Annotated in this window: 12 protein-coding genes and 1 pseudogene; 2 read left to right on the top strand and 11 right to left on the bottom strand. The window is 62.1% G+C overall.

Features of this window, described 5'->3' with window-relative positions:
- The 4 genes and pseudogenes from PK789_RS10410 to birA form a co-directional block, all read right to left on the bottom strand.
- A pseudogene (locus PK789_RS10410) lies at positions 1 to 1,761 on the bottom strand (hypothetical protein); the annotation flags it as partial.
- A gap of 87 nt (positions 1,762 to 1,848) precedes the next feature.
- Positions 1,849 to 2,535 carry an SPOR domain-containing protein gene (locus PK789_RS10405; protein WP_324308682.1) on the bottom strand — a complete coding sequence of 229 codons (687 nt, stop codon included), beginning with the start codon at positions 2,533 to 2,535 and terminating at the stop codon, positions 1,849 to 1,851.
- 9 nt (positions 2,536 to 2,544) lie between these two features.
- Positions 2,545 to 3,264: a type III pantothenate kinase gene (locus tag PK789_RS10400; protein WP_324308681.1), complete on the bottom strand. Its 720-nt coding sequence runs from the start codon at positions 3,262 to 3,264 to the stop codon at positions 2,545 to 2,547.
- 13 nt (positions 3,265 to 3,277) lie between these two features.
- Positions 3,278 to 4,273, bottom strand: a complete 996-nt coding sequence (gene birA / locus PK789_RS10395; RefSeq protein WP_324308684.1) for a bifunctional biotin--[acetyl-CoA-carboxylase] ligase/biotin operon repressor BirA — start codon at positions 4,271 to 4,273, stop codon at positions 3,278 to 3,280.
- A 256-nt stretch (positions 4,274 to 4,529) separates the two neighbouring features.
- Here birA and PK789_RS10390 point away from each other — a divergent pair, with 256 nt between their 5' ends.
- Positions 4,530 to 4,829, top strand: coding sequence for a hypothetical protein (locus PK789_RS10390; protein WP_324308680.1), 300 nt, complete (start codon positions 4,530 to 4,532; stop codon positions 4,827 to 4,829).
- A 17-nt stretch (positions 4,830 to 4,846) separates the two neighbouring features.
- Here the strand turns inward: PK789_RS10390 and PK789_RS10385 are convergent, their stop codons facing one another.
- The 7 genes from PK789_RS10385 to PK789_RS10355 form a co-directional block, all read right to left on the bottom strand.
- A complete protein-coding gene (locus PK789_RS10385; RefSeq protein ID WP_324308683.1) occupies positions 4,847 to 6,217 on the bottom strand; it encodes an ATP-binding protein in 1,371 nt (456 codons plus the stop codon).
- Positions 6,218 to 6,313: 96 nt separating this feature from the next.
- A complete protein-coding gene (locus PK789_RS10380; protein ID WP_324308679.1) occupies positions 6,314 to 6,997 on the bottom strand; it encodes a response regulator transcription factor in 684 nt (227 codons plus the stop codon).
- Between the two features lie 49 nt (positions 6,998 to 7,046).
- Positions 7,047 to 7,400 (bottom strand): hypothetical protein, encoded by a 354-nt coding sequence (locus PK789_RS10375; protein ID WP_324308678.1) that lies wholly within the window; start codon positions 7,398 to 7,400, stop codon positions 7,047 to 7,049.
- Between the two features lie 108 nt (positions 7,401 to 7,508).
- A complete protein-coding gene (locus PK789_RS10370; RefSeq protein ID WP_324308677.1) occupies positions 7,509 to 8,420 on the bottom strand; it encodes an arginine deiminase-related protein in 912 nt (303 codons plus the stop codon).
- On the bottom strand, positions 8,407 to 9,420 hold the full coding sequence (gene dusA / locus PK789_RS10365) for a tRNA dihydrouridine(20/20a) synthase DusA (RefSeq protein ID WP_324308676.1): 1,014 nt from the start codon (positions 9,418 to 9,420) through the stop codon (positions 8,407 to 8,409). Before dusA ends, PK789_RS10370 begins: the two co-directional genes overlap by 14 nt.
- Before the next feature lie 115 nt (positions 9,421 to 9,535).
- Positions 9,536 to 10,183 carry a glycoside hydrolase family 35 protein gene (locus PK789_RS10360; RefSeq protein ID WP_324308675.1) on the bottom strand — a complete coding sequence of 216 codons (648 nt, stop codon included), beginning with the start codon at positions 10,181 to 10,183 and terminating at the stop codon, positions 9,536 to 9,538.
- Entirely contained in the window at positions 10,164 to 11,411 is a 1,248-nt protein-coding gene (locus PK789_RS10355) for a glycoside hydrolase family 35 protein (protein ID WP_324308674.1), read from the bottom strand. Before PK789_RS10355 ends, PK789_RS10360 begins: the two co-directional genes overlap by 20 nt.
- A 260-nt stretch (positions 11,412 to 11,671) precedes the next feature.
- Between PK789_RS10355 and acnA the strand changes: the two genes are divergently transcribed.
- A partial coding sequence (gene acnA, locus PK789_RS10350) for an aconitate hydratase AcnA (RefSeq protein ID WP_324308673.1) occupies positions 11,672 to 13,667 on the top strand: 1,996 nt, incomplete at its 3' end.

Here is a 13,667-nt window from a genome sequence, read left to right as displayed (position 1 = left end):
CATGCTGGACTGCGTCATGCGGTTGCTGCCTGTGGCGATGGCGTACGCCGTGCTGGTGGCGGGGGCGGTGGTGGTTTGGGTGATGCGGTTGCTTACGGCATCGTAACCAAAACTGGCCACATTGCCACCGGCCAATGCCGCTTGGGTCAGCCGCGATGCCCCATCGTATTGGTACTGCTGGGTTTGTGCGGCATCCACGCCGTTGGTGATGGCGGTGATGTGGTCGGCGGTATCAAACCCGTAGGTCAGGCTTTGGATGGGGCCGTTGGCGGCACTGGTGCTGATGCCGGTCACGCGACGGTCGGTGTCGTAATTGGTGGAACGCCACAGACCATTGCCATAGCTCAGGTAGGCCGGTGGGCCAAACACCTGGTAGCCGTCGAAGCTGGCCACGGTGCTGGTGACCCCGTTCACCGTGGCGGTGATCTTGTCCAGGCGCCCTTGGGTGTAGCTGTAGCCCGCACTCACGCCGCTGGGGTAGCCGATGCCGGCCAAGCGGCCCATGCCGTCGTAGCTGTAGCTGGTAGTGTCGGTGGCGGCCCCCAGCACATCCTGCCGGGTGGCCAACTGGCCCCATGCGGTGTAGCTGAAGTTGGCGGTGGTGGCCGTGCCGCCGGTCTTGGCGGCGCTGCACAGTTGGCCTTTGCCGTTGCCGCAGCTGTCGTAGGTGAGCGTGCGGGTTTGGCCGCCGCCGGACTGGGTTTTCAGGCGGCCCAGGGCGTCATAGGTATAGGCCAAGGTGCTGCCATCGGCGCGTTGCTGCTGGGTGCGCTGGCCCACGGCGTTGTAGCTGAAGCTGGTGCTGCCGGTGTCCGGGCTGGTTTGCGCCAGCAGATTGCCCAGGCCGTCGTAGCTGTAGCTGGTGGCGTTGTTGCGGGCATCGCGTACCTGCGTGGTCAAGCCCAAGGCGTTGTAGGTGAGCTGCGTGGTGCCCGCCGCATCGGTGGTGCTGGCCACGCGGCGCTGGCGGTCGTAGCTGTAGGTGGTGGTGTTATTCAACGCATCCTTGATTTGATCCACATCGCCATTGGCGTTGTAGTGGTAGGTCAAGGCTTGCCCGTGCTCGCCTTTGCGCTGGCTGAGGAAACCGCCGGTGTCGTACACCAAGGTGGTGCGTTGCTGGGTGGTGGTGTAATCCAGCAGTCTGGGCTTGTTCTTGATGGGATCAAACAGCGTTGCACGATAGCGTGAACTCATCCCGATGCTGGTGGGCTGCGACAGCAGGTTGTAGGTGAAGGTTTGCTGCTCGGTTTCGGTGCGGCCACTTTCACACCCCGGGTCATCAAACTGACAGCCATCCAGATCTTCCAGCGTGCGGACTTTGGAGAGCAGCGTGACCCGGTCGTAGGCGTCATAGGTGGTGCTCACGCTTTCCGCATCCGGGGTGGTGACTGTCACCGCACGACCCCGGTTGTCATACGCCGTGGTTGTGGTCTGCGCTGCGCCATTGATGGTGCGGGTTTCCGTCAACACCTGCCCACGGGCGTTGTAGGTGTACTGCACCACCGCGCCATTGGGCGAGGTGACGGTGCCCGGCTGGCCCAGTGCGTTGTAATTGGCATACGTGGTGGTGTGGCCTAGGCTGTTTTGTACCGACAGTAAGTTGCCGGCGGTGTCGTAGGTGGATGTCACCGCATCGCCCGTACCGGCCAAAGGCCCGTCCACGGTCATGCTGGCCACCAAGCCATTGGGGTGCAAGGTATAGGCGTAGCTGGTGGTCAGCGTGGTGACACTGCCGCCGCCCTGATTGGTCACCGCCACCGATTGCAGCAACCGCGCGCGCGGGTCGCCGTCGGGGTAATGTGCATATGCACCTAACTCGGGCGCACCTGTTGCCGCGCAACTGAATTAGCGCAGCGCGCTGCAATCCAACGGCTGTGCCGGGGCGATGCGGACAAGGTTCACGCGGTTAGCGGTTTGTGGCAGGCGGGCATCCAGCCAGTGTTGCGCGGGGGTGCCACCGACGGCGGCCACTTGCGCGGCAAAGCCTTTGCTGACGACTTCTGCCTGCCGGCGCTGCGCGGCGGCTTCGCTGCCGAAGCGGCCTAAGGCAATGCTGTTGACGGCATCGCCTTGGGTCATCACAAACAAATCTGTCAGGCCGCTGGCTTTGATTTTATCGGCCAGTGCCAGTGCCGCATCGCGCGAAGCTTGTGCGGGCAGGAACACCTTCCAGCCGCGCACGTCCTTCGCCGGGCTGTCATGCGTTTGCGCGGACACGTCTGCCTGCAATAGCCGCGCACGTGCGGCGTCGCGGGCTGCGGGGTGTGCAAACGGGCCAAAGCGCAAACACACCTGCACTGGCGGTGGCGTAGCGGCGGCGACGGCTGGAGTGGCCGGTGGTGCTACCGGTGCTGTCGGTGTGGTCGTCGCCGATGCCGGCACCACGCGAGCCGTTTCCCCGACCAGGTGCAGGGTGGGTGCGTCTGCGGCGACCACTGCCGGTGACGCAGGCACAACCGGTTGCAGCCACCACCATCCGGCGGCCCCTAGATTGAGCATCACAACAATGACAATGGCAGCGCGTCGCAGCATGCGTGCAGTTTATGCGATCCGCAGCGCGTGCCAACGCGCCAGCCCAAGCAATACGGCATCCGCTGCCCACACATGCGCGGGCAGGTGCACGCGCAGCGCTTGCGCGCCGCCGCCATGCAGGTACAGGCGTGGCGCTGTGTTCAACTGGCTCGCGGCCATGTGCAGGCTGCGTTCGATCAAGGCCAGTGCCGCACCCTCGCAGCCTGCGGCCAGCGCCGGGCTCGTGTCATCGGCAAATTCTGTGTAGATGCCGCCGCTGGCTGGCAACTGCGCGGCGCGCGCATGCAGGGCCTCGCGCATGAGCTGTGGCGAGGGCGCGATGCGACCACCGTGGTGCACACCGTGTGCATCCACGATGTCGATCGTCAGTGCCGTGCCCACCCCCACCACCAAGGCGGCAGTGCCGGTGCAGGCACCCAGCATGGCCAAGAAACGGTCCACCCCAAGATGCGCGGGAATGGGGTATGCAATCTGCAAAGGCCCCAGGGCAGCTTCGGTGTGTACCCGGTGCAGACGGATAAATCGGCTGGATAACGCATCCAACAGCGCCACCCGCCGCGTTTCCGAGGCCACACTGGCGATACAGGCCACATCCCCTTCTGGTAGCGCCGCCAACCAGGTGCCGGCATCGTCATGGGCGCAGGCCTGCACGCGGCCCAAGCTGCCATCGGCCAGCAGGGGCGCGTATTTCAGGCGGGTATTGCCAAGGTCGAATAACCACGTCGTCATGTGTTCGGCCTCATCAAAACACGTCTGTCCGCACACTGACATCGCCGGCGTGCACGCGCCGCTCAGCCCCTGTCGCATCGCGCACGCGCAATGCGCCGTCATCAGCAATGCCCAATGCTTGCGCATGCCACACGCCTGCTGCAGCATGCACGCTGACCGCGCGCCCAACCAAGGCATCGCAGGCGGCATAGCGTGACAAAAACGCCGGCAAGCCTTCGCGCTCAAACGTCTGCAAGGCCGGTATGAGATGCGCCAGCAGTGTGACCACCACGGTATTGCGCGAAGGTGGTGTTGCGCAGAGCCCCGCAAGGTCCACCCATGCTTGGCTGACTGCGGCCGATGCGGTGGCTGGCATGCGCACGTTCACACCCAGCCCGATCACCGCATGCGCCGTTCCGGCGGCCTCGCCAGCGCCTTCTATCAACAGGCCACCAAGCTTGTGCATGCCAGTCGCGGTGACTACCACCAGATCATTCGGCCACTTCAACCGCACCTGTGTGAATCCCAGCGTGTGCAAGGCTTCGCATGCCGCAATGCCGGTCACCAGACTCAAGCCCCCCAAGCGCGCCAAGCCGCCTTCAAAACAACGCGCCAGCGACAGGTACACATGCGCGGCCAATGGCGAGACCCACTGCCGCCCACGCCGGCCCCGACCACCGGTTTGGCGTTCGGCCAACAGCGCTGCGCAGCCTTGCGCTGGGGCGCGCCGACGCAGCAGTTCGCTATTGGTTGAATCCAACGACCATGCCACGTCCAGCGCGGTCAACTGCTGTTGGCATGCCACCGGCAATCCCTCACGAATGCGTGCGGGATCAAGCAATTCCAGCGGATGCCGCAATGTGTACCCACGCCCAGGCACGGCATCGATACGGATCCCCGCTTCACGCAAGGCGGCGATGCGCTTCCACACCGCCGCACGGGTCAGGCCGGCTTCTTGCGCTAGGACATCACCGCTGACTTCGCCCTGCGCCAAGCGCAGCAACAGGGCACGCTCGTACACCTCGCTCATGGCCGCCGCCAGCGGCAATGCCACGCGCGGCTTGGCTGCGCGCACCGCCCAGTCCCCCTCCGCAACATCGCGGTGGCAGCAAAGATAGATGTGGCAAGCGCGGGCGGGTTCGGCATGGCGTAAATCATACGCAAGCGACAGCCCCGCTCGCCGTCAGCTTTGCATTTGCCGCACCGCAACAACAACTACGCCCGGTGCCTGCTATAGTCAGGGATGGTGCTGTGCATCCTGCACGCCCTTCTTCTCGGTGACGCCCATGCGCCTGCCCCGTCCGCGCCAGACTCTGCCCTGCCTCATTTTGCTGATGGCGTTTGGCTATGCCAGCGCGGCGGAGGTCAAACACCAGCTGCCCGAGAGCGCCAATACTGCCACCGATGTCCCCGCGCCAGCCACCGATCGTTACGACGATGGCGACTTGGACGGCGCGATTGCCAGCAGTCACGCGCAACGTCCGCCCAAAGTCAAACCACAGGCCGTTGCACCGACACGCACGTCTGGCGACACCCGCGCGCTGCCTTCACGTTTTCATAGCTTTCTGCCGGGAATGTTCCGCTGAACGTCCCATCTGCATACTTACAAGCCGGGCGGCAATTGCACTTCAAATTTGGCACCACCAAGCTCTTGTGAACGGCCGACCTGCAACTGCCCACGATAGCTTTTGATGATGTCCTGCACGATTGACATGCCAATGCCGTGGCCCTGCACGCGCTCGTCACCGCGCACGCCACGCTGTAACACATAGGCAATCCGATCTTCGGCGATGCCGGGGCCATCGTCTTCCACGGTAACCACCAGCCCCGGACGTCGGTCGGCGACTTTTTCGCCCTCGGTCACGGTTAGCAAGACTCGCGACTTCGCCCATTTGAAGGCGTTTTCCAGCAGGTTGCCCAGTAGCTCTTGTAAGTCAAAAGTTTCGCCGTGGAAACGCGCTTCACTGGCGATCTCAAATTCGCACAGCACGCCCTTGGCGGCATACACTTTTTCCAGCCCCACCACGATTTGCTCGGCCTGCGGCTCGATCTCGATCGGCGCGGCAAACAGCTGATGGCCAGAGCGCGCCGCGCGTGCCAACTGGTAGGACACCAAATCATTCATGCGCCGCAGTTGCGCATCCACTTCGGCACGCAATTCTTGCTCACCGGTGTCGCTGTCCAGCCGCGAACGCAGCACCGCCAGTGGCGTCTTCAAGCTATGCGCCAAGTCGGCCAAGGTATTGCGCTGGCGCTCTAGGTTTTCGCGTTCGCTATGGATGAAGGCGTTGATGCTGTCGGTCAGCGGCTCCAGTTCGCGTGGGTGCGCCTCGCTCATCCCGGCAGCGTTGCCGGCTTGCACGCGCTTGAGTTCACCAATCACGTCGCGCAATGGCCGCAAACTCCAGCGCAGCACCCACATTTGCAGCAGCAACAAGACCACGCCGGCACCCCCCAAGTAGCGCCACAGCGCGGTGCGGAAGGTGGCCACCTGCCGGCCCAGCGCGGTGCTGTCTTCGAGGATATAGACGGTGTAGGGAATCTCGCCCGCAGTTTCATCGTTTTCACTCAAGGCCAGCCCGTAACCGTAGCGGTACACCTGCCCCGGCTGGCCATTGATTTGGGTCAGCGGCAGCGGGCCTTCAAACGCTTGTTTGCCGGGCGGCAGCATCGGCCCATCCGGCAATTTTGGCCCCTGCGCCGAGTCCGACTCCCACTGCCCCTTGGTCAAAACGATCTGCGCATACAACCCACTGCCGGGGCGCTTGAAACGTGCGTCCGGCGGATCCCACGGTGGGATCACGCTACCGTCACGGGCAAAATCGCTGCCTGCATAGGCCAGCGCATAACTGTGCAGACGCTCGCGCATCCCGCTTTGGGCAGTGCTTTGGAAGGCGCGATCCAGTGCAAAACCGGCCAACGCCAAAAATGCCATGAGACCGACACTGGCCGCCCACAACTGCCGCGATTGCAGCGAGCGCGGCTGCGCGATGTGCAGCCGACGCGGGCGCGGCGGCGCGGCGGGATCAGGTGCCTGCGCGGGGGTCATGCGGCACGAACGGCGTCTGGCTTACTCGCCGCTGCGCGCAATGGCAAACCGGTAGCCACGACCACGCACGGTTTCGATGGGCTTTACGGCACCGTCTGGGTCCAGCTTCTTGCGCAGACGGCCAATGAAGACTTCCAGCACATTGGAATCGCGGTCGAAATCTTGCTGGTAAATGTGTTCGGTCAGATCGGCCTTGGACACCAGTTCGCCGGCGTGCATCATCAGGTATTCCAGCACTTTATATTCGTAGCTGGTCAGGTCCACGTTGACCCCGTCCACACTCACGGTCTGCGCGGCCAAGTCCAGCACCACTGGCCCACATTCCAACGTTGGCTTGCTCCAACCGGCAGCGCGGCGCACCAGCGCATTGATGCGCGCCAGTAGTTCTTCCACATGGAACGGCTTGACCAGATAGTCATCGGCACCTTGCTTGAGACCATCCACTTTGTCTTGCCAACTGGAGCGTGCGGTCAAGATCAAGATCGGGAATTTTTTACCGTCGGCGCGCAAAGCACGGATCAACTCCATGCCCGTCATCTTGGGCAAACCAAGATCAATAATGCCCACATCGAACGGCACTTCGCGGCCCATATACAGGCCTTCTTCGCCATCTTGCGCGGCGTCCACCGCATAGCCTTCACGCTTCAGGCGCGCAGCGAGGGTTTCGCGCAATGGGGCTTCGTCTTCAACCAGCAAAATCCGCATGATGACTCCTCAGAATATGTGTCAGACGTTGGTGTGTTGAAGCACGTGTTCAATCGCCATCTTTGCTCTTGGCCTGGTCGCGACCGCTGTCACGACGCGCCGGGTCTTGCATAAACACCCGCACCCGGCCTTGATCATCCACCACTTTCACCCGATGCATATCGCGACCGTCGTACTGCACACGCTCGGCCGAGAGCACTTCGCCACGACTGTTGCGCTCGGCGCGACGTACCGAGTCGGACATTTCATCGCGCGGCGGTGGGCGATCAAAATTGCGCTCGGGGGCACGATCTTGACTGCGATCCCGCGGCGGTGCCTGTTGCGCCCACGCCGACGCCACCGGCAACGCCGTCACCAGTGCCGCGGCGAGCAGATTCGGTAATGTGCGGATACGACGAGACATGGCCAATCAACCAGATAACTCAGACAGGTGCATTGTTGGAAGGAGGCGGTGAATCTGCCCTGAAGTTTCCTGAACAGGATACCGCTTCATTCAGCTTCGTGCCGCGCCTCAGTAGATCTCGCCGATGCAGCAGCGCAACGAGCCCCCCGCCGCCTCGATCGCATCCAATGCCACGTCTTCCACCCGCAGACCCGCAGCGGCCAACTGCGCGCGATGCTCCGCCGTCAACGCCGCTGCCGCGTTGGCACTCATCCACACCGTGTCACCCGACAGTGCGATGCAGTTGCCGACGAAAGCGGCGTGTTCGGCTTCGCTGCACCACACCGCATGTGGCGCGTAGAAGTCGGCAATAGCCTGCGCCGCGTTGGCATCGGCAAACCCCTTCGGGCACACCACCGCCGCGCGGCCGGCCAGCACCGCCAACACCACATTGGTGTGGTATTCGCCGGCGGCCAGATCAAACAACAAGGTGGCGCGTAGGCCAAATGCATCGTGCATCTGCCGCGCACCTTCTTCATCGCAACGCTCACTCAAGCCGCAATAGCCCAGCCCGCGCGCGCGGTCGATCACCAGCGCGCCGGTAAGCTCACAGGCGTGTTCTTGGGTGGACAACTCCACTTCTTCACGGCCTAGGACATCGCGAAAAAATGCACGAATGTCGCCGCGCTCGGCTTCACGCTGGCGCACCGGATGACGCATGCGGCCCACGATGTAACGCCCATCGGCGGTACCAAACACATTGTTGGGAAACACGGCATCGGGCGTCTGCGGATTACCGGCGAAGCACACCGTGGGCACCACCTGCGCAATCGCGCGTTGCAAGTCACGATGCTGCTGCGATGCGCGATTGGCATCAAACGCACCGGCTGCGGCCATATACGTATTGTCCTGCGCCGATTGCTCAGCCAACCGAAAGCCATCCGGTGCCACCAGGAAGGTGGCGCGTGCGGTGGCCGGGCCAAAGTCAGGCTGCACTTTGCCGGCAGCAGCAAAAAACTGTTCTAAATCACGTGTGATCATGCGGGGGAAAACCTCGGTTTTCGGTCAAAGACAATGCGTGCTCGACCAAAGACCAGTCGGCACCGGGTTTGTGTGCGCCCTCGCTCAACACCTGGCGAAATGCGCGGCCACCGTGCTGGCCAGCAAACAGGCCCAGCAGGTGGCGAGTGATATGTTTGAGAAAAACACCGCGTGCCAGTTGCGTTTCGACATACGGACGATACGCACGCAGCAACGCGGCGCGCGATTGTTGCACGCCACCAAACCAGCGCACATCGAGTTCGTGCAGCACATACGGCGTGTGATACGCCGCGCGGCCCAGCATTGCGCCATCCACATGCGCCAGATGTGCCGTGGCCTCGACGGCATCGGCAATCCCGCCGTTCACAATAATCTGCAAGGCCGGGCGCTCACGTTTCAACCGATACGCCCAGTCGTAACGCAGCGGCGGCACCTCACGGTTTTCTTTGGGCGAAAGCCCTTTCAGCCACGCATTGCGCGCATGCACCACAAACATCGCGCAACCGGCTTCGGCAATGGTGTCGATGAACTGCAAAAAATGCGCGAAGTCGTGATCGTCATCCACGCCCAACCGACACTTCACCGTGATCGGCACCTCAGGCACTGCTGCAATCATCGCCGCCACCGAATCGGCCACCAATTGCGGTTCGCGCATCAAGCACGCACCAAAGCGCCCGGCTTGCACACGGTCCGACGGGCAACCGCAGTTGAGGTTGATTTCATCAAAACCGTGATCCGCCCCAATCCGCGCCGCCTGCGCCAACAACGTCGGCTCACTGCCACCCAACTGCAAGGCCACCGGATGCTCGCACGGATCCATCGCCAATAACCGCGCACGATCCCCCAACACCACCGCATTGGCGTGCACCATCTCGCTATACAACCGTGCATGCGGCGCCAGCAGCCGATGAAACACCCGGCAATGGCTATCAGTCCAATCCATCATCGGGGCGACGGAGAGGCGCAGTTGCGCGGCGGGGATGGCGAGGGATGTGGGCATGGGATGCGCATTGTACGGCCGCCATTCTCTGCCGAGTCACACCGCCAATGCCTGCCTACGTCCGCTCTACCACATCGCTTCACCGCGGGGCACCGCGCCGATGACGAAAATATTGTTATGGCGCGGGGGTTTCATATACAGGGTCGCGCAGGCCTTGCACACTGCCGCCACCACTGCCGTCCAACTCCAGCACGATGATTTCGTTGTCGCCTTGGCGCAACCACTGGGCCGGTACTAGCAGGCTTTGCTGGGGGCCAATGCGCCAATAGCGCCCTAAGTGATGACCATTGATCCAGACATGGCCACGTCCCCAGCCACGCATATCGATAAAACTGTCACCCAGCGCGCGGAGCTTGAACGTGCCGCGATGAAAGGCCGGCGATGCCGCGCCACCCGCCACAAATTTTAATGACGATAAATCCGTCAATGGCAGTTGGAACATGTCCCAGTTCAACAGCGGCACGCCATTGAAACGTATCGGGTCGAACAAGCCTTTGCGTTCGTCGATCATGCGCGCGCCGTAATTGATACGGCCCATGTTTTCCACCAGTAGATCCAGCGGCTGCTCGGCATTGGTCTCCAACATGACGCTGCGCTGGTCGCGGCTACGCGCCAAGGTGCCCAGCAGATTGCCGCCTTGGTAGATCCACGCCATGTCACGCACGTCGCCGACTTCTAGCACTGCCTTGGCCTTGGGCACGCGGCTGCGATACCAAACAAAGCCATAGGCTTGATCGAGCTCTTCAAAACGCAGTGGGCGCACCGCGCGTACTGGCGTTGTCAGCAGCGAGGACAGCGGTGCCGATTGGTGCAACTTGACACGTGGGATCGCTAGCATCGGTGGCGATGGCGGCACGTTTGCCAAGGTCTCGCCTGCTTGCAGATGCTTGCAGATGCTTGCCAATCAGCTTGCGCAAGGCGAAATACGCCGGCGTTGGACGGCCCGCTTCGTCGAGTGGCGCTGCGTAATCGTAACTGGTTGTATCCGGCTGAAATGGCTCTTTGCTGCTGTAGTTGGCACCATTCATGAAGCCAAAACTGGTGCCGCCGTGGAACATATACAGACTGAACGACACGTCACGCTCTAACATCCAGCCAATGTCTTTCAGCACGTTGTCGAGCTTGCCGGTGTGGTGCTGGTCGCCCCAGTGGTCAAACCAACCGGGGTAGTACTCACCAGCCATGCGTGGCAAACCTGCACGAAATTTTTCAAGCTCGGCAAACGAACCTGCCGGGTCATCCCCAAAATTCACCACCGGCAACACATCCGGCAGCGTGCCGCCATCCAACATTTTTTGCGTCGCACCGTCAGCGGTATATAACTGACCGTCGAAGCCTGCCGCACGCAATGCATCGCGAATGCTGCCCATATAGGCGTGGTCAGCAGCAAACGAACCATATTCGTTCTCCACCTGCACCGTGATGATCGGCCCACCGTGGGCCACTTGCAGCGATGCAAGTTGCTTGCCGACTTCGCCAAGGTAGCGCGTCGCGGCGGCCACGAACTGCGGATCGGAAGTGCGCACGCGCATGTCCGGGGTTTTCAGCAACCACGCCGGATATCCACCAAACTCCCATTCCGCACAGGCATACGGCCCCGGGCGCAAAATCACCCAGAGACCTTCCTCTTGGGCGATGCGCACAAACGCGGCGATATCATTTTGCCCGCTAAAGTCAAAATGACCGGGGCGTGGTTCGTGCAGGTTCCAGAACAGATAGGTCCCGACCGTGTTCAATCCCATCGCCTTGAGCATTTGCAGGCGGCTACGCCAATGCGCACGCGGGATGCGGCTGAAATGCATCTCGCCGCCACGTATCACAAACGGCTTGCCGTTCAATTGGAATTGCGCATCTTTCCAACCAAACGTCTGCGCCACTGGGCGCGGTTGTGCCTGTGCCAGCGTGCACATGGCAACGCACAGCAACGCCAACACCCACGGCCCAAACCACCGCCGCAATGGCCTACGACCCCCCAATGTCAGAACCTGCATGGTGAACTCCTCCAATGCCGCATGAATACCCATGGGCGGGTATGGCCGTGTGCACAACAAACGCTGCCGTAATGACGGCTTGGTATCGAATCTTAGGTTAAATTTCTAAATGTTGGCGATTTATTTTCTTTTCGAAATATTTTTGCGCCTTATTTCTTTCGAAATAGCGTTGCCATGCCATCCCGCACTGCACAACAACGACCAACCCGATCGGCGACAATGGCGTATTACATCTACCCCCACGTACGGTGCCCACTTCCATGTCACGCGCAACCTACCGCAAGCCCCTGCCCGACACGTCCCTGGATTTTTTCGATGCGCGGGAAGCGGTTGAATCGCTCCAGCCCGGTGCGTGGGCAGGCTTGCCGTATACGGCGCGGGTGCATGCCGAAAACATCGTGCGCTGCGCCGATCCAGCGCGACGCGACGCATTCCTCGGGCAGTTGATCGAACGCAAGCGCGACATCGACTTCCCGTGGTTCCCGGCGCGGGTGGTCTGCCACGACATCCTCGGCCAAACCGCACTGGTGGATCTGGCCGGCCTGCGTGAAGCCATCGCCGCACAAGGCGGTGATCCGGCCGAGGTGAATCCTGTCGTGCCGGTGCAGTTGATCGTCGATCACTCGCTGGCGGTGGAAGCGCCGGGTTTCGACAAGGAGGCGTTTGCGAAGAACCGTGTGATCGAGGACCGCCGCAATGCCGACCGTTTCGACTTCATCGAATGGACGCGGCTGGCGTTCGACAATGTGGATGTGATCCCGGCCGGCAACGGGATCATGCATCAGATCAATCTGGAAAAAATGTCGCCGGTGATTTACGTCAAGGATGGCGTGGCCTTCCCGGACACCTGCGTCGGCACCGATTCGCACACGCCGCATGTGGATGCACTGGGCGTGATTGCGGTCGGCGTGGGCGGGCTGGAAGCCGAAAGCGTGATGCTGGGCAACCCGTCGTGGATGCGCCTGCCCGACATCATCGCGGTGGAGCTGGCCGGCAAGCCCGGCCCCGGTATCACCGCCACCGACGTGGTGCTGGCGCTGACCGAATTCTTGCGTGCATCCAAAGTGGTTGGTGCGTATCTGGAGTTCCGCGGCGAAGGCGCGGCGGCGCTGACCATTGGCGACCGCGCCACCATTTCCAACATGGCGCCCGAATACGGCGCGACAGCGGCGATGTTCGCGATTGATGACAACACCCTGGATTACCTGCGTTTGACCGGGCGCGAGGATGCGCAGGTGGCCTTGGTTGAAACCTATGCCAAACATTGCGGCTTCTGGGCCGAGGATCTGCGTGATGCGCAATTCGAGCGCACCCTGCATTTCGACCTGTCGACGGTCGTGCGCAATCTGGCCGGGCCGTCCAACCCGCATCGGCGCTTGCCGGTCAGCGCATTGCACGAACGCGGGATTGCCGACACCGCCAAACTCGACGCCGCGCGGAGTGATGAAGCACAAGGCTTGATCCCCGATGGCGCGGTGATCATCGCCGCGATTACCAGTTGCACCAATACCAGCAACCCGCGCAACGTGATTGCCGCCGGCCTGTTGGCGCGCAATGCCAATGCGCGTGGGCTGACCCGCAAACCGTGGGTGAAGACCTCGCTGGCACCCGGCTCGAAAGCGGTGCAGTTGTATCTGGAAGAAGCCAAGCTGCTGGGCGAGCTGGAACAGCTGGGTTTCGGCATCGTCGGCTTTGCCTGCACCACCTGCAACGGCATGAGCGGCGCACTGGATCCAGTGATCCAGAAAGAAGTGATCGAGCGCGATTTGTATGTGACAGCGGTATTGAGCGGCAACCGGAATTTCGATGGCCGCATCCATCCGTATGCCAAGCAGGCCTTCCTCGCCTCGCCGCCGCTGGTGATTGCCTACGCCATCGCCGGCACGGTGCGCTTTGATATCGAAAAAGACGTGCTGGGTATCGACCACGCTGGCCAGCCGGTGCGCCTGAAAGACATCTGGCCGACCGATGCCGAAATCGACACGATGGTGAAGGCCAGCGTCAAGCCAGAACAGTTCCGCCGCATCTATGAACCGATGTTTGCCGCCCGCGCCAAGACCCAAGCCAAGCCGCTGTACGCCTGGCGGCCGATGAGCACCTACATCCGCAACCCGCCCTACTGGGAAGGCGCGCTGGCCGGCGAGCGCACGCTCACCCACCTGCGCCCGCTGGCGGTGCTGGGCGACAACATCACCACCGATCATCTTTCGCCCAGCAACGCGATCCTGCCCAGCAGTGCCGCCGGTGAATATCTGG

Source organism: Thermomonas sp. (genome assembly GCF_035369645.1).
In the GTDB taxonomy this organism is placed as follows: domain Bacteria; phylum Pseudomonadota; class Gammaproteobacteria; order Xanthomonadales; family Xanthomonadaceae; genus Thermomonas.
This window is presented reverse-complemented; position numbering and strand designations above follow the sequence as displayed.